General features: G+C 64.0%; 25 protein-coding genes and 1 tRNA gene. 18 read left to right on the forward strand and 8 right to left on the reverse strand.

Translation table 11 applies throughout. The annotated features are described in order from the left end of the window. The first annotated feature begins 395 nt into the window (after positions 1 to 395). The 8 genes from A3AU_RS0121625 to A3AU_RS0121660 all read left to right on the forward strand — a co-directional run bounded on the left by A3AU_RS0121625 (position 396) and on the right by A3AU_RS0121660 (position 5,198). Positions 396 to 1,112 (forward strand): gamma-glutamylcyclotransferase, encoded by a 717-nt coding sequence (locus A3AU_RS0121625; RefSeq protein ID WP_027054722.1) that lies wholly within the window; start codon positions 396 to 398, stop codon positions 1,110 to 1,112. A 319-nt stretch (positions 1,113 to 1,431) separates the two neighbouring features. After that, complete coding sequence (locus A3AU_RS0121630) at positions 1,432 to 1,755, forward strand: ArsR/SmtB family transcription factor (protein ID WP_027054723.1); 324 nt, start codon at positions 1,432 to 1,434, stop codon at positions 1,753 to 1,755. Continuing rightward, complete coding sequence (locus A3AU_RS0121635; protein ID WP_027054724.1) at positions 1,752 to 2,183, forward strand: SRPBCC family protein; 432 nt, start codon at positions 1,752 to 1,754, stop codon at positions 2,181 to 2,183. Before A3AU_RS0121630 ends, A3AU_RS0121635 begins: the two co-directional genes overlap by 4 nt. Before the next feature lie 72 nt (positions 2,184 to 2,255). Beyond that, on the forward strand, positions 2,256 to 2,648 hold the full coding sequence (locus A3AU_RS0121640; protein WP_027054725.1) for a VOC family protein: 393 nt from the start codon (positions 2,256 to 2,258) through the stop codon (positions 2,646 to 2,648). Positions 2,649 to 2,686: 38 nt separating this feature from the next. Next, positions 2,687 to 2,890, forward strand: a complete 204-nt coding sequence (locus A3AU_RS0121645; protein ID WP_027054726.1) for a hypothetical protein — start codon at positions 2,687 to 2,689, stop codon at positions 2,888 to 2,890. Between the two features lie 12 nt (positions 2,891 to 2,902). Beyond that, positions 2,903 to 3,316 (forward strand): DUF1801 domain-containing protein, encoded by a 414-nt coding sequence (locus A3AU_RS0121650; RefSeq protein ID WP_027054727.1) that lies wholly within the window; start codon positions 2,903 to 2,905, stop codon positions 3,314 to 3,316. A 35-nt stretch (positions 3,317 to 3,351) separates the two neighbouring features. Continuing rightward, positions 3,352 to 3,750, forward strand: a complete 399-nt coding sequence (locus A3AU_RS0121655; RefSeq protein ID WP_027054728.1) for a DUF1801 domain-containing protein — start codon at positions 3,352 to 3,354, stop codon at positions 3,748 to 3,750. Between the two features lie 353 nt (positions 3,751 to 4,103). Then, positions 4,104 to 5,198 (forward strand): acyltransferase family protein, encoded by a 1,095-nt coding sequence (locus A3AU_RS0121660; RefSeq protein WP_032917861.1) that lies wholly within the window; start codon positions 4,104 to 4,106, stop codon positions 5,196 to 5,198. Positions 5,199 to 5,211: 13 nt separating this feature from the next. Here the strand turns inward: A3AU_RS0121660 and A3AU_RS0121665 are convergent, their stop codons facing one another. From A3AU_RS0121665 to A3AU_RS0121685, 5 genes are all read right to left on the reverse strand, one after another. Further along, the gene (locus A3AU_RS0121665; protein WP_027054730.1) at positions 5,212 to 7,191 is read right to left on the reverse strand and encodes a glycoside hydrolase family 127 protein; all 1,980 of its coding nucleotides are present in this window, start codon (positions 7,189 to 7,191) and stop codon (positions 5,212 to 5,214) included. Positions 7,192 to 7,212: 21 nt separating this feature from the next. After that, entirely contained in the window at positions 7,213 to 8,070 is an 858-nt protein-coding gene (locus tag A3AU_RS0121670) for a carbohydrate ABC transporter permease (RefSeq protein WP_027054731.1), read from the reverse strand. Then, a complete protein-coding gene (locus tag A3AU_RS0121675; protein ID WP_027054732.1) occupies positions 8,070 to 8,996 on the reverse strand; it encodes a carbohydrate ABC transporter permease in 927 nt (308 codons plus the stop codon). Before A3AU_RS0121675 ends, A3AU_RS0121670 begins: the two co-directional genes overlap by 1 nt. Positions 8,997 to 9,175: 179 nt before the next feature. After that, the gene (locus tag A3AU_RS0121680) at positions 9,176 to 10,423 is read right to left on the reverse strand and encodes an ABC transporter substrate-binding protein (RefSeq protein ID WP_027054733.1); all 1,248 of its coding nucleotides are present in this window, start codon (positions 10,421 to 10,423) and stop codon (positions 9,176 to 9,178) included. Positions 10,424 to 10,485: 62 nt separating this feature from the next. Next, a complete protein-coding gene (locus A3AU_RS0121685; protein WP_027054734.1) occupies positions 10,486 to 11,529 on the reverse strand; it encodes a LacI family DNA-binding transcriptional regulator in 1,044 nt (347 codons plus the stop codon). Positions 11,530 to 12,042: 513 nt separating this feature from the next. Between A3AU_RS0121685 and A3AU_RS0121695 the strand changes: the two genes are divergently transcribed. The 5 genes from A3AU_RS0121695 (at position 12,043) to A3AU_RS0121715 (ending at position 15,384) form a co-directional block, all read left to right on the forward strand. Further along, positions 12,043 to 13,104, forward strand: coding sequence for a diguanylate cyclase domain-containing protein (locus tag A3AU_RS0121695; RefSeq protein ID WP_027054736.1), 1,062 nt, complete (start codon positions 12,043 to 12,045; stop codon positions 13,102 to 13,104). 183 nt (positions 13,105 to 13,287) lie between these two features. After that, positions 13,288 to 13,566, forward strand: a complete 279-nt coding sequence (locus A3AU_RS0121700; RefSeq protein ID WP_027054737.1) for a metal/formaldehyde-sensitive transcriptional repressor — start codon at positions 13,288 to 13,290, stop codon at positions 13,564 to 13,566. 8 nt (positions 13,567 to 13,574) lie between these two features. After that, positions 13,575 to 14,801 (forward strand): CDF family Co(II)/Ni(II) efflux transporter DmeF, encoded by a 1,227-nt coding sequence (gene dmeF, locus A3AU_RS0121705; RefSeq protein ID WP_027054738.1) that lies wholly within the window; start codon positions 13,575 to 13,577, stop codon positions 14,799 to 14,801. Positions 14,802 to 14,824: 23 nt separating this feature from the next. Further along, positions 14,825 to 15,109: a hypothetical protein gene (locus A3AU_RS0121710; protein ID WP_027054739.1), complete on the forward strand. Its 285-nt coding sequence runs from the start codon at positions 14,825 to 14,827 to the stop codon at positions 15,107 to 15,109. A 199-nt stretch (positions 15,110 to 15,308) separates the two neighbouring features. Next, a tRNA-Cys gene (locus A3AU_RS0121715) sits at positions 15,309 to 15,384 on the forward strand. Positions 15,385 to 15,457: 73 nt separating this feature from the next. On the opposite strand, the gene A3AU_RS0121720 is transcribed toward A3AU_RS0121715, so the two are convergent. Then, positions 15,458 to 15,691, reverse strand: a complete 234-nt coding sequence (locus tag A3AU_RS0121720) for a hypothetical protein (protein WP_027054740.1) — start codon at positions 15,689 to 15,691, stop codon at positions 15,458 to 15,460. A gap of 318 nt (positions 15,692 to 16,009) precedes the next feature. On the opposite strand from A3AU_RS0121720, the gene A3AU_RS0121725 reads away from it, so the two are divergent. Continuing rightward, positions 16,010 to 16,894 carry an AraC family transcriptional regulator gene (locus tag A3AU_RS0121725; RefSeq protein ID WP_027054741.1) on the forward strand — a complete coding sequence of 295 codons (885 nt, stop codon included), beginning with the start codon at positions 16,010 to 16,012 and terminating at the stop codon, positions 16,892 to 16,894. A gap of 183 nt (positions 16,895 to 17,077) precedes the next feature. Beyond that, a complete protein-coding gene (locus A3AU_RS0121730) occupies positions 17,078 to 17,575 on the forward strand; it encodes a GAF domain-containing protein (RefSeq protein WP_027054742.1) in 498 nt (165 codons plus the stop codon). On the opposite strand, the gene A3AU_RS0121735 is transcribed toward A3AU_RS0121730, so the two are convergent. Together A3AU_RS0121735 and A3AU_RS0121740 are read right to left on the reverse strand one after the other, a co-directional pair. Continuing rightward, on the reverse strand, positions 17,576 to 18,643 hold the full coding sequence (locus A3AU_RS0121735) for a YeiH family protein (RefSeq protein WP_027054743.1): 1,068 nt from the start codon (positions 18,641 to 18,643) through the stop codon (positions 17,576 to 17,578). A gap of 406 nt (positions 18,644 to 19,049) precedes the next feature. Next, positions 19,050 to 19,427, reverse strand: coding sequence for an ester cyclase (locus A3AU_RS0121740; protein WP_027054744.1), 378 nt, complete (start codon positions 19,425 to 19,427; stop codon positions 19,050 to 19,052). A gap of 445 nt (positions 19,428 to 19,872) precedes the next feature. On the opposite strand from A3AU_RS0121740, the gene A3AU_RS0121745 reads away from it, so the two are divergent. The 3 genes from A3AU_RS0121745 to A3AU_RS1000000138180 form a co-directional block, all read left to right on the forward strand. Then, positions 19,873 to 20,355 (forward strand): GNAT family N-acetyltransferase, encoded by a 483-nt coding sequence (locus tag A3AU_RS0121745; RefSeq protein WP_027054745.1) that lies wholly within the window; start codon positions 19,873 to 19,875, stop codon positions 20,353 to 20,355. Positions 20,356 to 20,729: 374 nt separating this feature from the next. Beyond that, positions 20,730 to 22,163: an aldehyde dehydrogenase family protein gene (locus A3AU_RS0121750; protein ID WP_027054746.1), complete on the forward strand. Its 1,434-nt coding sequence runs from the start codon at positions 20,730 to 20,732 to the stop codon at positions 22,161 to 22,163. A gap of 310 nt (positions 22,164 to 22,473) precedes the next feature. Next, the coding region (locus A3AU_RS1000000138180; protein WP_027054747.1) for a helix-turn-helix domain-containing protein at positions 22,474 to 22,680 on the forward strand (207 nt) is incomplete at its 3' end.

A 22,680-nucleotide genomic window follows, 5' to 3' on the forward strand; every position in this document is an offset into this window, starting at 1 on the left:
AACCGAGTGCGGCGCCGGGACGGCGGGCAGGGAGGTCTTTTCAAGGGCTTGGGCTAGACACCTCAGAGTCTGAGTCGGCTAGATTGGCGATTTCGCTGTTGTAACTCGCCGATTGCCAGCGTCGGCGCTGCCCCTCACTGTCCTGCCGGACGTCTCTCCCCGTAGAACGGGGCGAGAGGGGCTGGCTGCAACGCCGGCGCCTTTCTATCGGCACTGGATATTGGCGAAAGCGCCGATGACATCGTCCCTCGGCCCGTCACTATACGGGGAGAGGATGCCGGCAGGCACGTGAGGGGCGGAGCAAACGCTTGCGGGAAAGCACTCGGCACCTGAAGTGATTGCCCTGGCGTCCAGCGCCCCTTGAGAATCTTCGAGCCCTCGGCAACATGACGAACATGAAGAAGCCGATCTCCACCGCACCACGCAAACCAGCGATGGCGCTGACCGAGGAACTGGTCGCGCGCACCCTGCGCGCGGTCGAGGATGCCGGGCCGACGCCGGGCATGGTGCATATGACCGACGCCGACTACGCACGGTTCCGCGACGAGATCCTAGCCTCGGCGTCGGCGGGGCCGCTGAAACTGTTCGCCTATGGCTCGCTGCTGTGGAAGCCGGCCGGCGAGGTGAGGGGCGGTGAGCGGGCCGTGGCGCGGGGCTGGCATCGTTCTTTCTGCTTCACGGTGCAGCGCTTTCGCGGCACGCTCGAACAGCCCGGCCTGATGATGGCGCTCGATCGTGGCGGCCAGTGCCAGGGCATGATGTTCGAGATCGCCGAGCCCGTCGCGGAAAATCTCGAAGCGCTGCTGCGCCGCGAGATGACCATCCTGCCCGCCGTCAACGTGCCGCGCTGGCTGCAGGTCAGCACCGACAGCGGCGCAAGTCAGGCGCTCGGTTTCGTCGTCAATCCCGCGAGCCCGCGCTATTCCGGCAAGCTCGACAAGCAGGTGGTCGCCGCGACACTGGCGAGGGCCGTCGGCCATTGGGGCTCCGGCGCGCAATATCTGTTCGAAACGATCCGGCACCTCGACGCCTGCGGCATACGCGACCGCAATCTGTGGCAGCTGCAGGACCTGGTGGCGCGGGAGATCGGCCGCGCTCATGCTGCAACGTAGTGGCTTTGCGTGGCACCGGTTGCCCGCGTTGACGGATCGCCTGCGTTGGTGATGGGTGGCGTCACCCATGACTTCGTCATCCACGGGCGGAGCAAGGAGCGAAGCGACGCGGCGCAGACCCGAGGATCCCTGCCGGGACGTCTGAACGCCGCGACGGTGCAGAATTCTGCTCCGCTGCACTCTACGTCCAAGGTCACGGGATGGATCCCAGGGTCTTCGCGGCCTTCACTCGTGCTTCGCCCATTCCAATCTTGCGCTTGACGAACATATATCTGTGTGGTTATACGTCAACCAATAGCCAACGGGTTATCGATTTGCCATGCCTGATACCCAAGACCTGCTCTTCAGAACGCTCGCCGACCCGACCAGACGGGCGATCTTCGAACGGCTGTGCCGCCAGGGCGAGCAGACGGTGGGGGCGCTTACCAGCCAGTCCGGCGTCTCGCAACCGGCGGTGTCGAAGCATCTCGGCCTGCTCAAGCAGGCCGGGCTGGTGCGCGACCGCCATGAGGGGCGGCAGACGCACTACAGCGCGCAGCTCGGCGCGCTGGCGCCGCTGATGGACTGGACACGCGAGATGGCAGGGTTTTGGGAAAGCCGGTTCGACGATCTCGAGGATTTGCTCAAAAGGATGGACCAGTGAACGATAGTGCCAGCCAGAGCCGCACTGTCGTCGTCGAGCGGCAAATTTCCCATCCGCCGGAAAAGCTCTGGCGCGCGCTGACGCAACCGCACCTGATCGAGGAGTGGCTGATGAAGAACGATTTCAAGCCCGATATCGGCCACCGCTTCAACATCAGCGCCGATTGGGGCGGCGTGCTCGATTGCGAGGTGCTGGCCGTCGAGCCGAACAAGACGCTGTCCTACACTTGGAACCTCGCGCACCCGGATCCGGCTTTCGATCTCAGGAGCGTGGTGACCTTCACGCTCACCCCGACGCCAACCGGAACGCATCTGCGCATGGAGCAATCCGGCTTCCGGCCCGACCAGCGGCGCGCCTATGGCGGCGCCAGAACCGGCTGGCCGCAATTCCTCGAGAAGCTGGAACAGCTTCTCGACCGGACGGACTGAGATCCGTCGATAAAAACCACAGCTGATTTCACCGGGCGGCCTGGCCGCCAGCAAAACCTATGGAGAAAGACGATGAAGATCAAACTGACCAGCATCCATGTCGACGACCAGGAGAAAGCGCTTGCCTTCTACACCGGTGTGCTCGGCCTGACCAAGAAGGCCGATTTCAGCAACGGGCCGTTCCGCTGGCTGACGGTCGCCTCGCCTGACGAGCCCGAGGGCACCGAGCTGCAACTGGCGCTCAACGACAATCCGGCGGCCAAGGCCTACCAGCAGGCGATGTTCGCGCAGGGCCAGCCGGCGGTGATGTTCTTCACCGACGATGTCAGGGGCGATCACCAGCGCATCGCGGCCAATGGCGGCACGTTCGCCATGGCGCCGACCGAAGTGACCGGCTCGACCATCGCCAAGCTCGACGATGGTTGCGGCAATCTCATCCAGATCACGGAGCTGGCGCGCTGGTAGCGCGCCCGGTTTCACGCGAATTTCAAAGGGAGGTCATCTTGGACTGGAGCAAATGGATCAGGCAAGGGCATCGCTGGCTGTCGATCATCTTCACGGCGACCGTCGTCGCCAATTTCGTCACCATGGCGTTTGGGCAGCCGCCCGCCTGGGTGGTCTATTCGCCACTGCCGCCGCTCTTCCTTATGCTGTTCAGCGGCCTCTATATGTTCGTGCTGCCCTATGTCGGAAAGGACGCGGGATAGGAAAGGAAGGGTATGGCCAAGGCTGAGCCAAAACTGCTTTCCGGCGGCAATCCGCAGATCGCCAAGGGATATGGCGACGCGTCGGTGCAGGCCTATATCGCGGCGATGCCGGGCTGGAAGCGCGAGATGGGCGGGCGGCTCGACGCGCTCATCGAGCGCGCCGTGCCTGGCGTGCACAAGGCGGTGAAATGGAATTCGCCGTTCTATGGCATTGAAGGCGAGGGCTGGTTCCTCAGCTTCCATTGCTTCACCAGGTATATCAAGGTGGCTTTCTTTCGCGGCATGTCGCTGAATCCAGTGCCGCCGGGAGAATCCCGGAGCAAGGACACACGCTACCTCGACATCCATGAGGACGACCCGTTCGACGAGGCGCAATTCAGCGCCTGGGTGAAGCAGGCCAGCCAATTGCCTGGCGAGCGCATGTGAATGTTCTGTTTATCGAAGCCCAAGGGAGAAACCACATGACGACCACCGGATCGCAGGAGAGCAAATCTCCCTCCGAACTGATCGACGGCAGGATCAGAGAACTCGGCGACTGGCGCGGCGACATGCTGGCCCGGCTGCGCGCGCTCATCCATCAGGCCGATCCCGCTGTGGTCGAGACATGGAAATGGCGCGGCGTGCCGGTGTGGGAGCATGACGGCATGATCTGCACCGGCGAGACCTACAAGAGCGTCGTCAAGCTGACTTTCGCCAAGGGAGCAGCGCTGCCCGATCCATCGGCGCTGTTCAACTCCAGCCTCGAGGGCAATACGCGGCGGGCCATCGATTTCCAGCGGGGCGAGGAGATCAACGAAGAGGCTTTCAAGGCGCTGGTGCTTGCCGCCATCGCTTTGAACACGTCGAAGGGCCGGAAGTAATTCTCGTGCGTCATTTCCAATACGCATAAATGTCAACGTCGGCGCCGCCCCTCACTGTCCTGCCGGACATCTCTCCCCGTAAACGGGGCGAGAGGGGCTGGCGGCGCCGTCGGCGCATTGTTTGCGACTTTGGCGATTGGCGAAATCGGCGATGGGGGCGTCCCTCGCCCCGTTTACGGGGAGAGGATGCCGGCAGGCAGGTGAGGGGCAGCGCTGGCGGTGGAGATTGCCGGCAACTTTGACGCCGCAGCGATCGACCCAGCACAGCCGTGTTTACGATCTGGGAAGCTTGATGGTGCTAGACATCTCGGAATGATGGCTGGCCGGATTGGCTGGCTCCAGATGGATTCGCCATGAACAGCCCGATGCGCATGCCGTGGGTGGACACGGCCAAAGGTCTCTCGATCATCCTCGTGGTCATGATGTACTCGGCCTACAACACCGGCGAGTACACGGGCGGCGTCGGCTTCCTGCATTATGTCATCGGCTTCGCGACACCGTTCCGCATGCCGGAATTCTTCCTGATCTCCGGACTGTTCCTGTCGCAGGTGATCGACCGGCCGTGGCGGCGTTATGTCGACCGGCGCGTCGTCCACTATCTCTATTTCTACGTGCTGTGGGCGATCATCTCGATCGGTCTGAAGATCGGCATTTTCAGCCGGGACCCGGGCGGCATGCTGCACGACCTCGCAATGGCCGTCGTCCAGCCTTACGGTGTGCTGTGGTTCATCTACATGCTGGCGGTGTTCGGCCTTGTCGCCAAGCTTTTGCGGCAGTTCCGCGTGCCGGCCTGGATCGTCATCCCGATCGCTGCCGCCCTGCAGATGTGGGCGCCGCATCCCGACAGCTACGCGGTCGAACAATTCGCGGCCTATTTCGTGTTCTTCTACCTTGGCTTCGTGCTGGCGCCGCTGGTGTTCAGGCTCGTCGAATGGACGCAGCCCCGCCCGATGCTGGCCGTCGCCGGCCTGGCTTTGTGGGCTGTCGTCAATGGCCTGCTCGTCTATTCGCCGGGTTATGCCATGCATCCGGTCGGCATGCAGATGGGGCTGGCCGCATGGCCGCCGCTGCATCTCACTTTGGCCGTCGCCGGTGCGGTTGCACTGTGCGTGCTTGGCGGTTTCCTGTCGCAATTCGCCGCCATGGAATGGCTGCGCTGGCTCGGCGAACATTCGCTGGTCGTCTATGTCGCCTTCACCATCCCGATGTCGCTCTTCCGTGGCGCGGCACTGGCAAGCGGCCTTTTGACCGACACCGGCATGCTCAGCCTGGCGGTGCTGCTGGTCTCGATCATCAGCCCGGTGGTGCTCTACCTCATCATCCAACGCGTCGGCTTCGGAATGTTCCTGTTCGAACGGCCGGCCTGGGCGCATGTCGACACAAACGCGCCGCAGGCGGCAGCGAAGACGGCGATGCCTGCCACCGCCGTCCAATCAAGCCGGACATAATCAGGCTGCGGCCTCAGCCGTCGCGCAGCCATACCAGCATCTCGCCGGGCTCGCGGTTGTCCCAGGCGAAATAGGGGATGGCGGTCAGCCGTGTCTCGACGCTGGCCGGCGGTTCGGAGCGGTAGAGCCCGTCCTGCCAGCCGTCGCCGGCATCGGCCCGCGCCGCGGCTGAAAGCGTCACCACGCCGCCCAGCAGCCCGGGCGCCTCATGCGCCTCTATCTCAGCCGTGCGCGGCAGCGTCAGGCAATGCAGCCGGCTGTCATTGTCCGAGGCCTCGACGCAGTAGATCAGCGGCCCGCGCGACAGCGCGACACGGCCGGCATCCTGCCGGACTTCGGGATTGGCGTAGAGCCGCTCGATCGGCATTTCGAGGTCGAGGCGGACGCTGTCGCCCTTTTTCCACGTCCGCCGGATCGCGGCATAGCCGTCGCTGGTCATCTCTCCGAGGTCGACCGCTTCGCCATTGACCTGGAGCGTCGCGCTGCTGCTCCATGCCGGGATGCGCAGATGCAGCGTGAACTCCACCGGCGTTCGCGGTTCGACCGTGATCTCGACGGCGCCATCCCAGGGATAGCGGCTCGCCTGCGTCAGGCTCACCGCCGTGCCCGCAATGTCGAAGCGGGCGGTGGAGTCGCCGTAGAGGTGCACAGCCAGCGCATCGTCCGCCAGGCTGTAGAAATAACTGCCGATGGAGGCGACCATGCGCCCGATATTGGGCGGGCAGCAGGGGCAGCGGTGCCATTTCCACCTGACGTGCCGGCCCCGGCTTTCCAGCGGGTTCTCGTAGAAGAACAGCGAGCCGTCGAGCGACAGGCCGGAGATCGAGCCATTGTAGAGCGCGCGCTCCATCATGTCGGCGTAGCGGGCGTTCGGCCCCATGCCGAGCATGCGGCTTGCCCAGAACACCAGGCCGACGGCGGCGCAGGTCTCGGCATAGGCGCTCTGATTGGGCAGGTCGTAATCGCTGGTGAAACCCTCATTGTGCGCCGACGGACCGAGCCCGCCGGTGATGTAGAGGTTTTTGGTGGTGAGGTCGTCCCACAACCGGTCGAGCGCGACGCGCAATGAGTCGTCGCCATATTCGGTGGCGATGTCGGCCATGCCCGAATAGAGGTACATGGCCCTGACCGCATGGCCGACGACCTTGTCCTGGTCGCGCACCGGGATGTGCGACTGGCTGTATTCGTAGGTCTTGAAATGATAGGCCTTCGGGTCGGCGCCGCGGGCGCGCGCCTCCTCGTCGAAATAATGCGGCTGCTGGCCGCGCTGGTCGATGAAGTACTTCGCCAGCTCCATGTATTTCTGCTCGCCGGTCACCCGCGCCAGCTTGACCAGCGCCAGCTCGATCTCCTCATGGCCGCAATAGCCTTTCTTCTTGCCGGGCTCCGGCCCCAGCACCGAAGCGATGTGGTCGGCGTAGCGGCACATGATGTCGAGCAGCTTGCGCTTGCCGGTCGCCTGGTAATAGGCGACCGCGCCCTCGATCAGATGGCCGGCGCAGTAGAGCTCGTGGCAGTCGCGCAGGTTTGTCCAGCGCTTGCCGGGCTGGATGCGCTGGTACCAGCTGGAGAGATAGCCGTCCTCCTGCTGCAATTTGCCGTACATGTCGATGACGGCGTCGATCTTGGCTTCCAGCTCGGGGTTCTTGCGCCGGTAGAGCGAATAGGCCGCGGTCTCGATCGTCTTGCCGAGATCGGAATCCCAGAACATCTGCGTGGTCACCGTCGAGCCGGTGAATTCGGCGCCCTGGCGGTCGGCTTCATCAGGCGAGGGCGAGTGGAAGGGAATGACCACGCCGGGCGAGGGGCGGTCCGGGTCGATCTGCTCCAGCATGCGGGCTTCGACGCAGCGGTCGTAAAGGATGTCGGCGGTGCGCGTGGCGACCGCGTCGGCGCGGTCGCCCCAGAAGCCGTGCACGTCGACCTGCGGCACCGGCAACGGGCGGAAGGCGAGCTTCGGCTTTCCGGTCTTGGCGGATGGCGATGCGGTCATGAATTCACTCCATTCGATCTATTATTTGACGGCCCCGGCCATCAGGCCGCGGATGTAGAAGCGCTGCAAAGCGAGGAACAGGATCAGGCATGGCACCATCATCACGGTGACGCCGGCCTGCACGGCGCCCCAGTCGATGGCGCCGAAGCGGCCCGATTGCAGGGCCGTCATCATCACCGGCAGCGTGAATTTGGACTGGTCGGTCATCAGTACCAAAGCGGCGAGGAATTCGTTCCAGGCGCCGAGGAAGGCAAACAGCGCGATGGTGACGACACCGGGCCAGACCAGCGGCAGCATCACCTTGACCAGCATGGTGGCGTTGCCGGCGCCGTCCATGCGTGCGGCCTCCTCGATCTCGCGCGGCACCGCGTCGAAGGCGTTGCGCATCATGAAGATCGAGAACGGCAATTGCAGCGTCACATAGACGCCGACCAGGCCGGTCAGCGTGTTGTGCAGGCCAAGCTTGGTCAGGACCAGGAAGATCGGCGTCAGGATCGACTGGAACGGGATCATGATCGTCGACAGGATGAGGACGAAGAACAGGTCCTTGAACGGGAAGCGGAAGCGCGAAAAGCCGTAGCCGGCCAGCACGCTGACGATCACCGACAGCACGACGGTCATCACCGAGACGTAGATGCTGTTCTGCGCCGAGACCCACAGACCGTCGCCGAAGGAATTGAGCGTGGCGTAGTTCTCCAGCGAGAAGCCGGTGGTCGGCCAGGGCGGCAGCGGCGGCAGCCGCGCTTCGGCCGCCGGCTTGAAGGCCGACAGCGCCGTCCACACGATCGGCGCGACGAACAGCACCGAGGCGATGATGCCGGTGGAGTGCCTGGCCAGGCGCGCGGCGAGCTTGCCCCTGGCTGAAATCGCCTGGGCCATCAGTCGAGCCCCTCCGGCTTGCGCAGCAGCCACAACTGGATGAGGCTGAGCGCCACCAGGATGACCAGCAGCACCATCGAGAGTGCGGCGCCATAGCCGAGCTTGAACGAGACGAAGGACTGGTTGAAGATCCAGTAGACCGCCGTCAGCGTCTGGTTGCGCGGACCGCCGCGCAGGATGATGTAGAACTGGTCGAAGGCGAGGATGGAGCCGGCGACCGACAGGATCAGCGCCAGCGCCAGCGTGCGGCGCATCAGCGGCAGGGTGATCGCCCGGAAGCGCGCGAACGGTCCGGCGCCGTCGATGAGGGCCGCCTCCTGCAGGTCCTGCGGGATCGATTGCAAGCCGGTCATCAGGATGATCATGGTGAAGCCGGCGACCTTCCACACCACCATGGCGATGATCGACCAGAAGGCCGGCTGGAAGGTGGCGAGCAGGTTGAACCTCCTGTCGATCAGGCCGAGGTCGTAGGCGGCGGGGCTGAACAGGCCGGAATCGACGTTCAAGAGCCATGACCAGAGCAGGCTCGCCGAGGCGAAGCCGACCACCGCCGGCATGAAGAAGAAGGTGCGGTAGAGGTTGGTGAACGGACGCGGCCGCTCGATGAATATCGCCAGCGGGAAGGCAACGGCGAAGATCGCGATGGTGACGACGACGGTGTAGTAGCCCGTGAACTTGAGCGCGTTCCAGAACCTGGTGTCGCGCAGGATCGCCCAGTAATTGTCGAGGCCAATATAGCTGTGGTCGCCCATCAGCGGCCAGTTGTGCAGCGACATCCACGCCGTCATACCGAGCGGGATGACGAAGAAGACGGTGACCAGCGCCACGGCCGGTAGGACATAGAGCAGCCCGATCCATTGCCGACGCCCGGCGCCGACGAGTTTGCGGGCGCGGGGCGGGACGGCGGTTGTGGGGATCGAGGTCATGGCTGGGCGCTCGCCTTGCCTTCTCCCCTTGGGGGAGAAGGTGGATCGGCGCGCGGCCGGCGCCCCGAACCTTTGTTCCAGGTGAGGATATGCTTTCCCAACGGTATCGTCCTGCCATCTAGAGATGCATCATCCGGCCACCCGCCCAGGGAGGCAGGCGGATGGCCGGTAGGCTCCCGCTACTTCTGCGGCGCCTGGTCGATGATCGACTGCATGGTCTCCTGCGCGTTCGCGATCGCGCCGTCGACATCGTCGCCGAAGAACACCTCGTTGATCATCTGCGTCCACGGGCCGTTGGCGGAGTTGATCAGATCGTTGAACACCACCGAATAGGGCGTCTTGCCCTTGGCCATGGCTTCGGCGGCGATCTGGTAGCGCGGGTCGAGATCCTTGAGCGCATCCTTGGCGATGTCGCCGCGCACCGGGAGGCTGCCGTATTTAGCGAGGATGGTCTGGCCTTCCAGCGAATAGGCGAAGTCCAAGAACTCCTTCACCACGGCGAGCTTCTTGGTGCCCTTGGTGACGACGAAATTGTCACCGCCGGCAAAGGACGACCAGCCGCCATCCTTGCCCGGCAGGAAGGTGACGCCGTAGTCGACATTGGGATACTGGGTGTTGAGCGCGCCGATGGCGAAGGCGCCGGAGGGCGAGATGCCGATATTGCCGGCGGCGAATGCGGCGAAGAAATTGGCACCGGTGTCGGTCTGGGCGCCGGCCGGCACCAGGTCCTTCTTGACCATCGAGCGGTAGAGGTCGATGGCGCCGCGCAATTGCGGGCTGTCCAGCGTCGCCTTGGAGCCGTCCTCACTGAGGATATCGCCGCCCGAGGCCCAGATCAGCGGCGTGAAGGTGAAGATGTTGCAGCCGCCGCAATTGCCCGAGAAATAAAAGCCCTTGATGTTGCCGCCAAGCGCGTTGACCTTCTCTGCATCGGCGGCGATCTCGGCCCAGTTGGTGGGGCCTTTTTCAGGGTCGAGGCCTGCCTGCTTGAACAGCTTCTTGTTCCAGATCAGCACCGAGGCGTCGGCCGAAAAGGGCAGGCCGTAAATGTGGTCCTTGTAGGTGCCGGTCTTGACATGCGCCGGCGACAGGCTGGCGAAATAGGGCAGGGACTTGGCCCAGTCGGTGATGTCCTCCAGCTGGCCGGCGGCGGCGAAGGAGGGCGTATAGATCAGGTCGAGCGACAGCGCGTCGGGCGCCGTGCCGCCGGCGGCGGCCGCACCGTATTTCGGGATGATCTCGGCATTGGGGATGATATCGAGCTTGATCTGGTCCTTGTGCGCCTTGTTGTAGGCGTCGACGATCCTCGGCATAAAGTTCGAGCCGTCGGCGCGCACCCAGATGTTGGCGGTGTCTGCGGCGGCAGCGCCAAGACCGCTGCCCAGCACGGCAGCAGTCAGGGCCAGTCTGGCAATCAAAGTCCTCATGTTCTCCTCCTCCACATTTGGCCGCACTGCGCGGCTTGCCGCCGATTGCGGCACTTCGTTTTTCAGCCGTCCGGCAGGCGGCCGCATGACTGACGCACCACCAGCCGGCACGGCAGTTGTCTTATGCCCGGCGCGGCGGGCTGGCCGCCGACAAGCGACAGCAGGGTCAACCCGGCCTCGCGCCCGAGGGCGACGAGGTTCATGTCGACGGAGGTCAGCGGCGGGCGCGTTGCCTCGGCGACAATCTCCCAATTGTCGAAACCGATGACGCCGACATCGCCGGGAACGTCGAGGCCGCGCTCGCGCAACGCATCGATGACGCCGCGCGCGATCTGGTCGTTGCCGCAGAAGACGGCGTCCGGCCTGTCGCGCTTGCCGTCGAAGAGGTGTGCTACCGCCTCGTGGCCCCAGGCTTCCGACCAGGAGCCGAGCAGCGGTTCCGTCACCGGCAGGCCGTTTTCGGCGAGTACGTCGCGGTAGGCCTGGGCGCGGGCGTGCACCACGGCGAAGCTCGCCGGCCCGCTGACATGGGCGATGCGCCGGCGGCCGAGCCGGCAGAAATGTTCCACCGCCAGCCGAGCGCCGCCGGCGTCGTCCGAGACGAAGGCGACGGCGTCGGGATCGGGCTGGGTGAAGGCATAGATCACGGGCACGCGCAGATCGGCGAGGTCGACGGGCAGATGGCGGTCGATGCGTTTTCCCGTGGCGATAATGCCGTCGACGCGCTTGTCGAGCATCGCCTCGACATGCAACTGGCCCAGCCGCGGATCCTCCTCGACATTGCACAGGAAGACCGAGACGCCATTGTCGACCAGCGCGTCTGAAATGCCCGACATCAGCGGCAGCGAGAAGCGGCCATATGTATCGTTGGTGAGCAGGCCGACAGTGAAGGAGCGGCGTCGAAGCAAACTCTGCGCCAGGCTGTTCGGCCGGAAGCCGAGGCTGCGCGCCGTCTCGCGGATGCGCTCGCGCGTCTCCGCGGTCATGCGCCCCTGATCGTTCAGCGCCTTCGAGGCGGTGGCAACGCTGACGCCGGCCCGCGCCGCCACGTCACGCAAGGTGACGGGCTTGGGAAAGACCGGGACAGGCTGATCGTCCGATGCCATCGTGCCGAGGTATCCTTAGCTGGGAAAAGGTTTTCTCAAATAGGCCGGAACAAGGCCCGGCCAATGGCCGAGCCCGATTGGAAATGTTTGGAAAAACCTTTTCTCAGTTCAGGCTAAGCCAGTTTTGGGGAGCGTTCAAGGGGAAAAGTGGGTTGGCGGGGATCGGTCGTGGCATCACCCCATTCCAACCGCTGGCGCTGCCCCTCATCGCCCTGCCGGGCACTTCTCCCAATATAGCGACGGGGAGAAGAAGGCTGGCCGCAACGCTGGCGCCCCTCTTGCAAGGCAGGTGATTGGCGAAACCGGCGACGTGAGCGTCCCTCTCCCCGACACTATACGGGGAGAGGATGCCGGTTCCCCCTCCGGAGCAGCAGCGCCAGCTGCAGCGAAGGACGGGCAGGCAGGTGAGGGGCGGCGCCGACGTAACCATCAGTTTCCGCCAAATCCGAGCTCCCTGTCAGCGAAGTTTTAATCGCTTTCGCGCCAAGGTGATTCCCCGCCAGGAGCTGCTCCATGCCCGACACATCCTACACTCCGAAAGGCCCGGCTTCGCAGCCCGGCAAGCGGGCCGGGCAGGACAGTGGCGGTGAGCAGCGCCGCGACGCTTCCACCATCTCCAAGCTCAAGGTCGAACTTGCCGCGCAGGCAGCGCTCATCGCCAGGCAGGAGGTTTCGCTGGCGCACAGCCGCAAGATCTTCGACCGCGCCTCGGCCGCCGCGCGCATCGGCGTGTGGGAATGCAGCCTGCCCGGCGAAGAATTGCACTGGACCGATGTGGTCTATGATTTGTTCGACCTGCCGCGCGGCGTTGCGCTCGACCGCTCGGAGATCGTCAAGTGCTACCCGCAGGAATCGCGCATGGCGCTGGACAGTTTGCGCGGCCGGGCGATCGCCGAGCGCAGCGGCTTCACGCTCGACGCCGAGATCACCACTTTCGCCGGACACAGTCGCTGGATCCGCATCACCGCGAGCGTCGAGTGCGAGGCCGATGTGCCGGTGCGCATCTTCGGCATGAAGCAGGACATCACCGAGGAAAAGATCCTGTCGGACCGGATGCGCTACATGGCCGAGTTCGATGCCATGACCGGGCTTGCCAACCGCGCCCGCTTCCAGTCGCGGCTGGCGCAGGCGGATGCCAGCCGCCCGCTCGGCGCGCTGCTGTTGATCGACCTCGACGGCTTCAAGGCAGTCAATGATACGTTCGGCCATGTCGTCGGCGACGAATGCCTGAAGGCGGCGGCCGAGCGCCTTGCCGGCGGCTGCGGCGAGGCGGACTTGGTGGCGCGCGTCGGCGGCGACGAGTTCGCGGTGCTGCTCGGGCCGCATCTCGACCGGGGCGCGGTTTCGGGCGTTGCCCGCGATATCATCGAGAGGATGGGCAAGCCGGTCGCGGTGCGTGGCCAGTCGCTGAGGCTGGGCGCCTCGGTCGGCATTGCGTTTGCCGGGACAGGCTCGCCCTGCGATCTGTTCGCGCAAGCCGACACCGCGCTCTATGCCGCCAAGGCGGCGGGCCGCAACACGTTCCGCATCTTCAAGGCGCAAGCCGGTACGAAAGGCCGCAGCGCCGCGGCTTGAGCGCCTGCCGGCAAGAGCCGGCGCGCCGTGCAGCTCCCGGCCGGTCCGGAAGACGTTTCCATTCCAATTGCTCCGCAACCGCGGCGCCGAGGCTCGGAAAAGGGCTCCACACTTGAGGCGATTGCCCTAAGGCCATGCACCTGAGCTCTTGAATAGGGTAGGGGGCTATGCTAGCCAGCTGGTATGACACATACGATCCGGGAGAAGCAGAAGCTTCTGGCGCGCGTACGCCGTATCAGAGGGCAGGTCGAGGCCATCGAGCGGGCACTCGACAGCGAGGCCGGCTGCGAGGCCATCATGCATCTCATCGCCGGCGCGCGTGGCGCGATGACCGGGTTGATGGGCGAGGTGGTTGAGGATCACGTGCGCACGCATCTCGTCGATTCCGAGCGCCACCCCGGCGCGCTCAACGGCGAGGCGGTCGAGCAGTTGCTCGATGTCATCCGCACCTATGTAAAGTGAGCTCCGCCATGACCAACAGCGCCTTCCACAACCATATGTTCCTCGGCGAGGAGCACCAGAGGAGCGAGCGCAAGACCTGGGCCGTGATCTGGCTCTGCGCGGTCATGATGGTGGCCGAGATTGTCGGCGGCCTTTTGTTCGGCTCGATCGCCCTTGTCGCCGACGGGCTGCATATGAGCACGCATGCTGGTGCGCTCTTGCTGGCGGCACTTGCCTATACCTACGCGCGCCGCCATGCCGGCGACCTGCGTTTCACCTTCGGCACGGGCAAGCTCGGCGACCTCGCCGGATTCACCAGCGCCATCATCCTGGCCATGATCGCGCTGCTGATCGGCTATGAATCCGTCATGCGCCTCTATGCGCCCGTGCCGATCCATTTTGCCGAGGCCATCCCGGTCGCCTGTCTTGGCCTTGCCGTCAACATTGCCAGCGCATGGCTGCTCAGCGGCGGCGATCATCATGGTCATAGTCACGGTCATGCTCATGGCCACGCGACCGCCCACGGACATGACGAGACGCATCGGATCGCCACGGCGGGTGGCGAGGTCATGTTGGAGGTGTTCGAGGACGGAGTGCCCCCGCGGTTCCGGCTCCACTCAGAGGTCGGGGCGGCGCTCGCTTCGTCCTCAATCTCGATAGAGACGGTGCGGCCGGATGGTGTCCGGCAGAGCTTCTCATTCAGGGATTTGGGCAATGGCCTGGAGTCCATCGAGGAAATTCCGGAGCCGCACGAGTTCGAGGCCAATGTCAGGATCGGCGGAGAGACCTATCCGGTTCTGTTCGAGGAGCATCATCATGCGCACGGCAAGGCCACGCATGACAACAATATGCGCGCCGCCGTTGTCCATGTCATCGCCGACGCGGCTGTGTCCGTACTGGTCATCATTGGGCTTGTTCTGGCCCGCGCCTTCGGCTGGCTATGGATGGACCCGCTCGCCGGTATTGTCGGGGCGGTGGTCATTGCCAGCTGGGCGCTCGGGCTGATCCGCGATACCGGCGCTGTCCTGCTCGACATGAATCCTGACCGTGGCATGGCGGAAAGCCTGCGCCGGACCATAGAGAGCGAAGGCGATGAGATCGCCGACCTGCATTTGTGGCGGCTCGGGCCTGGACATCTCGGCGCCATCGTCTCGATTTCGACACCTACACTCCGGCAACAGGATTATTATCGCAGCCGGCTGGCGCGGTTCAGGTCCTTGTCGCATCTGACGATCGAAGTCAGACAGGCGGCGTAGACACCCTGCCAGGCCGGCTCGGCGTGCGACCTGTTGGCTCAGGCGACATCGCGCCGTTTGCCGCCAAGATTGTTGGCTGCAACATAAGCGCGCTGACAGGGGTCAGCTATCTCGCCGGCGGGCTGATCACGCTGCCGGTGCTTGCGCTCGCGCTAGTCACGGGACCGTTTTACGGGCTTGGCCTCTATATCGGCTCGCACCTGTTCGGACGCACCAGCGAGCGCGGCTATCGCTGGGCCTGCTATGGCCTCATCGCCATGGCGTCGATCGTCAGCCTTCCGGCACTGGATACAATGCTGGGCCGCTGAAAATGGCTCCACTCGACCTGGCGGAACTCCTTGGCTGGGCTCACGGCCGTTTGCAGGAAGACCGGCGGCTTTCACTTGCCGACGGTGGCGCATCCTAGCGGCCGCATGGCGACAAAACACTGCGCAAGCCGATGACCCTGTGGACAAACTCGCGGGCTTAACCTTTCAGCAATTATTTGCCCGTTAATTCGACAGCGATGGCCTCGTGGCGGAGCGGCGACGCTGGAGACGGCAAATCTCTGAAGCCTCGGTTCGATCCCGAGGCGAGGCCTCCACAAATTCCCAAACAGACGTTGAGCCGGCTTGGCCGGCTCAACGTTGCTCGAAACGCCGAAGCAGGAGTTTGGCCTACGCCTTTTTCGCCGCCCGCTTCTTCGCCGGCGGCGGGTTCTGGGCGGCCGCTATCCGGTCCGCCTCTTCCTTGGCCAGCCGCAATTCCCTCAACTTTGCCGTCTTGATTTCCCTGGCCCGCGCCTCGGACACATATTCGGCGGTCGCCCTGTTGCGCTCCGCCGTCTTCTTCTGCTTGTCAACGAAGCGGGCTTCGGCTTTCGCCATCAGTGTCTGATTGCCATCGGCCATCGAAAATTCTCCTTCATGCTCAAATCGTGAAAACGAACTTGTCGCATAGATAGGCGCTCAGCCGATAAAATTCAAATTTTTGAAATATTTGGCTCCCGGATGACATCATGGAATCGGACGGCGGAATAATACTTTTGAATATTTATTCGAGCCCTGGACAGATTTCAGCACTCCTGTCCGCCGAGTGCCAATGCACCTGCGGCAACGGTCCGGCCAAACGATGCCACCTCGATCAGGGCATACCGGGCAAACCGCAAGATCGGTCGAGCGCAACATGGCCGGTAGCGCCTAACTGGTGTTGCCACGGAGGACTGGACGTTGAAGGCGGCGCTTGAAAACTACCATGCCAGGATGCAGCGGGTGCTGGACCATATAGACCGGCATCTGGATGGCGATCTGGATCTGGAAGTATTGAGCGGCGTCGCGGCGTTCTCGAAATTCCATTTCCACCGGCAGTTCACGTCAACCTTCGGGGTTTCCGTGCATCGCTATGTCCAGCTCGCCCGCTTGAAGCGCGCTTCGTACAGGCTCGCCGGAAGCGACGCCGAAAGCGTCACCGACATAGCGATGGATGCCGGTTACGACGCACCGGATGCCTTCGCCCGCGCCTTTCGGCAACGGTTCGGACAATCGCCTTCGTCGTTCCGGAAATCTCCCGACTGGGGGGCGTGGCTCATGGCCTTCGGGCCTTTCGACAAAGCAAGGAACACGCTCATGCAGATAATCTTCGACCAAGACGACGTGACGATCCGCGAAGTGCCGCCAACACCGGTGGCGATCATGGAGCATCGGGGCGCCCGGGCAACGCTCGGCGCCACCATCCAGCGGTTCATCGCCTGGCGCAAGGCCGCCGGCCTGTCGCCCGCGACCAGCCCGACCTTCAACATCTTCCGCTCCGAAAGGGAGCCCGCGGTCGCTGCCGAATACAGCATGGATATCTGTGTCGGGACCGACCGGCCGATCGATGAGAGCGACGGGCAGATGAAGGCTGGCGTGATTCCCGGCGGCCGCTGCGCGGTGCTGCGCTACCCCGGCAACACCAACAATCTCGAACCCGCCGCACTCTACCTTTATCGCGAATGGCTTCCGGCCAGCGGCGAGGAAGTGCGCGACTTTCCGGTCTATTGCCAGCGCCGGCTGTCCCCCATCGCGGAGGTGCCGGCACACGAGGTGGTCACGGAACTGTTCTTGCCTCTGAAATAGCGCCGATGCCGCGCTTGATGACCAGGAGCAGGCTGGCCGCCGGTGCCGGCGACGATGGCGGCGGCGGGGCCTGATCCCGCGGCTATCGCCAGGGATGGAATTCACGCTATATGGTCCGCTCCGCGGGGTGCCACCCGGGCGCCGTTTCGAAGCAGCCGCGATTGTCAAGTTCGGAGACAAGCCATGTTTGCCGCCAAGGCCATCGACAGTACGGACAAGGCCGCGTTCTACAGCGACCTTGCCGCTCAACTGAAAGCGCTGCTCGACGGCGAAAGCGACTCGATCGCCAATGCCGCCAACACCGCGGCGCTGATCTTCCAGATGGTGCCCGACCTCAACTGGGCCGGCTTCTATTTCCTGGCTTCGGACGAGGAACTGGTTCTGGGACCCTTCCAGGGCAAGCCGGCCTGCGTGCGCATCGCGGTCGGCAAGGGTGTGTGCGGAACGGCGGTCGAACTCGGCACCTCGATGCTGATCAAGGACGTGCACGATTTTGCCGGCCACATCGCCTGCGACGCCGATTCGCGCTCGGAACTCGTCGTGCTGCTCGAAGACGATGAAGGCGTCTTCGGCGTGCTCGATCTCGATAGCCCGCTGCCCGGGCGCTTCGACAAGGCTGACCAGGCCGGTATCGAAAAGCTCGCCGCGATCTATGCCGCATCGAGCTCGTTCGAGGACTGATCAGCCTATAAGCTTCACCAGCATCAGGCTGAAGCAGCCGATGAACAGGAAGGCGCAGAAGGCGAGCGCCAGTGGGCGCAGGCCGCGCGAGCGCAGTTGCGAAATGTCGGCCTGAAGGCCCATGGCTGCCAGCCCCATGGTCAGCATGATGGTGGTGGCGAGCACGATTGCCGCCTTCACTTCGGCCGGCACGGTGACCAGGCTGTTCAACGCCACGACGGCGACGAAGGCTGCAACGAACCACGGCATGGGCGGTCGCGCTGCCGAGCGATCGTCGCTCGACTTCCAACGCGCCGTCAGGCCGAGTGCGACGACCATCGGCGCCAGCATGGCAACGCGCGTCAGCTTGGCCACGGTGGCGATCTCGCCGGACTGGGCGCCGTTCTGGAAACCAGCGCCGATGACCTGCGCCACCTCATGGATGGAGGCGCCGGCCCACAGGCCGAATGCATGCTGGTCGAGGCCGAGCACGGGCGCCAGCAGCGGGAAGCCGAGCATGGCTACGGTGCCGAACAGTGTGATCGAGGCGACGGCATAGGTGACGTCCTCGTCGCGGGCATCGGTGACGATGTTGGTGGCGACGATGGCCGAGGCACCGCAGATCGAGGTGCCGGCGGCGATCAGCCGCGCCAGCTTGGCGTCGACGCCGATCAGCCGGCCGAGCGTGATGGTGAAGAGGAAGGTCGCGCCAAGCGTCGCCGCCACAATGCCGACGCCGCCGGCGCCGATCGAGACGACCTGGCCGAGCGTCAGCTGGAAGCCGAGCAGCACGATGGCGAAGCGCAGCAGGCGCTTTTGCGAGAAGGCGATGCCGGCCTTGGCGTGGGCGGGCGTGCCGAGCACGTTGGAATAGACCATGCCGGCGACGACGGCCAGAATCATCGGACTGAACAGGGCAAAGCCGGAGACATTGTGCGCCGAGAAGGCGACGGCCGTGATCATCGCCACCAGCACGATGCCGGGGATGACGCCGCTCCACACCGAATCGAGCCGCTTGCGGCCCGCGGCCAGATCGGCCTGTATCAGGGTTTTCGGAATATCGTTCGTGATGTGGGTGAAGGACGACAATGCAATTCTCCAGGCGAGTACCCCTGGAGAATGCCATTCCCGAAACGATCTTTCCAACGAATTGTTATGGTTGGAATGATCGATTTTTACGAACGATTGGCGCCAATCGAGCGTACGCAGTGGCGCCACCCTTGGTGCATGCATCATGCTGTTCGTTGGCCTTCGATCGCCAATCATCGAAAGTCAGCGCCGCCCCTCACTGTCCTGCCGGACATCTCTCCCCGTAAACGGGGCGAGAGGGGCTGGCCGCAATGCCGGCGACCTTCTTGCAACGCCGATGATTGGCGAAATCGCCGATGACAGCCTCCCTCTCCCGTCGCTATACGAGGAGAGGATGCCGCCAGGCAGGTAAGGGGCGGCGCCGACGTCTGCAAAATGGTACTTCAAGAAGCGCGGCGGCATGCCGTCAAAGCTGCGCCTCGATCGCCGCCTTGTCGATCACCGACCAGACGTTCCTGATCCGGTCGTTCAGAAATTCATAAAACACGTTCTCGCTGAACGAGATTTTTTTGCCGTTGATGGGCAGGCCGAAGAAGGTTGCCTTGGGCGTGCAGTTGAATTGCAGGCGGCTGGCGATAAAGGGCGGATCGGCAATCAGCAGCTGGACGTCGAAATACAGATCCGGAATTTCGCGGAAATCCCGCTCCAGCATGGCGCGGTAGCCTGACAGGCCGACGCGGTCGCCGTTGTAGTGCACCTCGTCATGGACGAAGCGATGCAGCCTTTGCCAATCCTGGTTGTTGAGGCAGTCGATATAGGCTCGATAGAGGTCGGTCACGGTCACGGCGATGGCTCCGTAAAGATCTGGCTGCGAAAATAGAGCGACTGTCGGCGCAGTTCCACTTTTCGGACCATGCTCTAGCCGCGACAGCGCATCGACCAGCAGCGAAAAGCCGGCGTCGCCTGGCGGCGGCTGGGATAATCGAGGTGGTGGCCGGGGAAGGGCGGCGCCAGTCGGCCAGCACCCGCACGCCATCATCAGGGATCATTTGCGTCGAGGGACCATAATGCAATCGGCGATTGGTGCAGACGTCCTTGACACCGGCGCCCGTCCTGCGCCAGCTTGGCGCCATGTTCGTTTTCGCGCCCGCCAGCACCCAGCGACGCCGCCCACCGCGGAGCGGCAGGCTGATTGCGCGACGATAATCCGGCCTCATCGATCCGGTTCGTTCGTTTCCCGCCCCGCCCGCCGCGCAAGCCGGCGGGTTTTTCATGCCTGGAGCATTGTGATGACAAAGAATTCCATCCGGTTTCGGCCGGCCGAACCCGCCGACGCCGCCGCCATCAGGGACATCGTGCGCGCGGCCTATGCCAAATGGGTGCCGGTGATCGGCCGCGAGCCGCTGCCGATGCGCGCAGATTACGAGAAGGCCGTCGCCGAACATCCGTTCGAGCTCGCTGTCGAGGACGGCCGCATCGTCGGGATGATCGAAACCATGCTGGCAGACGACCATCTGTGGATCGAGAATGTCTGCGTCGCGCCGCAGACGCAGGGCAGGGGCATCGGCCGGCTGTTGCTGGAGCGAGCCGAGCAAAAGGCGTTCGAAGCAGGCCGCCCGGAGCTTCGCCTGCTGACCAATGGCGCCTTCGAGGCCAATGTGTTGTTGTACAAAAGCCATGGCTATACGGTCGACCGGGAGGAGCCGTTCATGGGTGGCATGACGGTCTATATGAGCAAGAAATTGACGGTGACGGTTGCCGCTCAGGGCTAGTTGGGAGCGCGAACGACGGCAGAAGTAGCGCCCTACGGCGCCCCCCCCCTGTCCTGCCGGACATCTCCCCCACGAGGGGGGAGATTGGCAGCTTTGACGCTGGCTTTCCTCCTGCAACGCTGGAGATTGGCGAAGGCAGCGGTTGTAGCCAATCTCCCCCCAAGTGGGGGAGATGTCCGGCAGGACAGAGGGGGGCGCGAAGGAACTCGGCGGCGGCTTTTCAGCGGACGTCGATATTGCACATTCTGGCTCAATTACTGGCGCGCTGGATCAACCAGTTCGGGGGTTGCGTTTGACAGCACGGCTCGTGCATCGTTATTTCTAACCGGATATCACGGCCGAAACGGCCATGCGGCACTCCCGAGGAGGCAACCATGTCACACAATCTGCAGTTCTATATCGATGGCGCGTGGGTCGATCCTGTTGTGCCCAACACGCTCGATGTCATCGATCCGTCGAACGAGGATGCCTTCGCGCAGATCTCGCTCGGCTCCAAGGCCGATGTCGACAAGGCGGTGGCCGCCGCCAAGCGCGCCTTCAACACCTACGGTTTCACCTCGGTGGAAGAACGCCTCGATATCCTCAACCGCATCATCGAAGTCTACAAGAAACGCTCCACGGATCTGGCGCTCGCCGTGTCGCGCGAGATGGGTGCGCCGCGCCAGATGGCGCTCGACAGCCAGGTCGGCGTTGGTCTTGCGCATCTGCAGAAGATGGCGGAGGTGCTGAAGACGTTCCAGTTCCGCCACGTCAAGGGTAGTTCGCTGATCGTCAAGGATCCGATCGGCGTCGTCGGCCTGATCACGCCGTGGAACTGGCCGCTGAACCAGATCACCTGCAAGGTCGGTCCCGCGCTCGCCGCCGGCTGCACCATGGTGCTGAAGCCGTCGGAGATCGCGCCGCTCGACGCCATCATCTTCGCCGAGATCATCGACGAGGCTGATGTGCCGAAGGGCGTGTTCAACCTCGTCAACGGCGATGGCCCTGGCGTCGGCCAGGCGCTGTCCAGCCACCCCGACATCGACATGATGTCGTTCACCGGCTCGACCCGCGCCGGCATATTGGTGGCCAAGGCGGCGGCCGACACGGTCAAGCGCGTGCACCAGGAACTGGGCGGCAAGTCGGCCAACATCCTGTTCCCGGATGTCGACCTTGCCAAGGCCGTCACCAAGGGTGTCGCCGGCTGCTTCAGCAACTCAGGCCAGTCCTGCAATGCGCCGACCCGCATGTTCGTGCCGCGCGACCGTCATGACGAGGCCGCCGGCTATGCCAAGGCGGCGGCGGAGAAGTTCGTGGTCGGCCCGGCCGACGGCGCCAACACCAAGCTCGGCCCCGTTGTCAGCCAGATCCAGTTCGACAAGATCCAGGACCTGATCCAGGCCGGCATCGATGAAGGCGCGACGCTGGTGGCGGGTGGCCCCGGCCGCCCGGCCGAACTCAACCGCGGCTACTATGTCAGGCCGACCGTGTTCGCCGACGTCACCCACGACATGCGCATCGCGCGCGAGGAGATCTTCGGGCCGGTGCTGGCGATCCTGCCCTACGACACGGTCGAACAGGCGGTCGAGCAGGCCAACGACACGGTCTACGGCCTTGCCTCCTACATCCAGGCCAAGGACATCCAGAAGGCCCGCGACGTGGCGGCGCGCATGCGCTCCGGCAATGTCTACATCAACTACCCGACCTGGGACGCCGGCCTGCCCTTCGGCGGCTACAAGCAGTCGGGCAACGGCCGCGAATACGCTGAATACGGGCTGGAGGATTTCCTGGAGATCAAGGGCATCGCCGGATATGAGGCGGCTGAGTAAGGAGCAATACGGCGCGCCGTGACGAGCGGCGCGCGACGTAGGCTGTTTCTGCTCGTGGCCAGGCTTTCTGGCGCTGGCGCCGCCCCTCATCTGGCTGCCGCCATCTTCTCCCCGTAAACGGGGCGAAGGACGCTGTCATTACCGCTTTCGCCAATCACCGGCGTCAAACGAAGAGCGCCGACGGTGCGGCCAGTGGTCTTCTCCCCGTTTGCGGGGAGAAGGTGCCGGCAGTGTCCGAACCGGATAGATAGGTAACAGAATGGACTGATTAGATGGGTGACAGTTTTCTTGTCCGCCGGGAGGACCGGCGATGGTTTGGCGAGAGACTGGCATCATGGATGAGCGGCTCCGGTTTGTTGTGGACTGCCTTTCTGGCGAGGAGACGATGACGCAGCTGTGTGCGGCCTACGGCATCTCGCGCAAGAGCGGCTACAAATGGCTAGGGCGTTATCGGGAGTTTGGTCCGGAAGGTTTGCACGATCGGCCGCGAGCGCCGCTCAATCACGGCCGGGCGACG

Origin of the sequence: Mesorhizobium erdmanii USDA 3471 (genome assembly GCF_000472705.1) — a bacterium.
Lineage (GTDB): Bacteria > Pseudomonadota > Alphaproteobacteria > Rhizobiales > Rhizobiaceae > Mesorhizobium > Mesorhizobium erdmanii.

Coding starts and splice junctions, on each gene's coding strand:
- A3AU_RS0121720 (WP_027054740.1), bottom strand. CDS start 15,691: ATGGCCGATGGCAATCAGACACTGATGGCGAAAGCCGAAGCCCGCTTC.
- A3AU_RS0121745 (WP_027054745.1), top strand. CDS start 19,873: ATGACAAAGAATTCCATCCGGTTTCGGCCGGCCGAACCCGCCGACGCC.
- A3AU_RS0121680 (WP_027054733.1), bottom strand. CDS start 10,423: ATGAGGACTTTGATTGCCAGACTGGCCCTGACTGCTGCCGTGCTGGGC.
- A3AU_RS0121700 (WP_027054737.1), top strand. CDS start 13,288: ATGACACATACGATCCGGGAGAAGCAGAAGCTTCTGGCGCGCGTACGC.
- A3AU_RS0121670 (WP_027054731.1), bottom strand. CDS start 8,070: ATGGCCCAGGCGATTTCAGCCAGGGGCAAGCTCGCCGCGCGCCTGGCC.
- A3AU_RS0121630 (WP_027054723.1), top strand. CDS start 1,432: ATGCCTGATACCCAAGACCTGCTCTTCAGAACGCTCGCCGACCCGACC.
- A3AU_RS0121650 (WP_027054727.1), top strand. CDS start 2,903: ATGGCCAAGGCTGAGCCAAAACTGCTTTCCGGCGGCAATCCGCAGATC.
- A3AU_RS0121685 (WP_027054734.1), bottom strand. CDS start 11,529: ATGGCATCGGACGATCAGCCTGTCCCGGTCTTTCCCAAGCCCGTCACC.
- A3AU_RS0121675 (WP_027054732.1), bottom strand. CDS start 8,996: ATGACCTCGATCCCCACAACCGCCGTCCCGCCCCGCGCCCGCAAACTC.
- A3AU_RS0121750 (WP_027054746.1), top strand. CDS start 20,730: ATGTCACACAATCTGCAGTTCTATATCGATGGCGCGTGGGTCGATCCT.
- dmeF (WP_027054738.1), top strand. CDS start 13,575: ATGACCAACAGCGCCTTCCACAACCATATGTTCCTCGGCGAGGAGCAC.
- A3AU_RS0121640 (WP_027054725.1), top strand. CDS start 2,256: ATGAAGATCAAACTGACCAGCATCCATGTCGACGACCAGGAGAAAGCG.
- A3AU_RS0121730 (WP_027054742.1), top strand. CDS start 17,078: ATGTTTGCCGCCAAGGCCATCGACAGTACGGACAAGGCCGCGTTCTAC.
- A3AU_RS0121655 (WP_027054728.1), top strand. CDS start 3,352: ATGACGACCACCGGATCGCAGGAGAGCAAATCTCCCTCCGAACTGATC.
- A3AU_RS0121660 (WP_032917861.1), top strand. CDS start 4,104: ATGAACAGCCCGATGCGCATGCCGTGGGTGGACACGGCCAAAGGTCTC.
- A3AU_RS0121625 (WP_027054722.1), top strand. CDS start 396: ATGAAGAAGCCGATCTCCACCGCACCACGCAAACCAGCGATGGCGCTG.
- A3AU_RS0121665 (WP_027054730.1), bottom strand. CDS start 7,191: ATGACCGCATCGCCATCCGCCAAGACCGGAAAGCCGAAGCTCGCCTTC.
- A3AU_RS0121695 (WP_027054736.1), top strand. CDS start 12,043: ATGCCCGACACATCCTACACTCCGAAAGGCCCGGCTTCGCAGCCCGGC.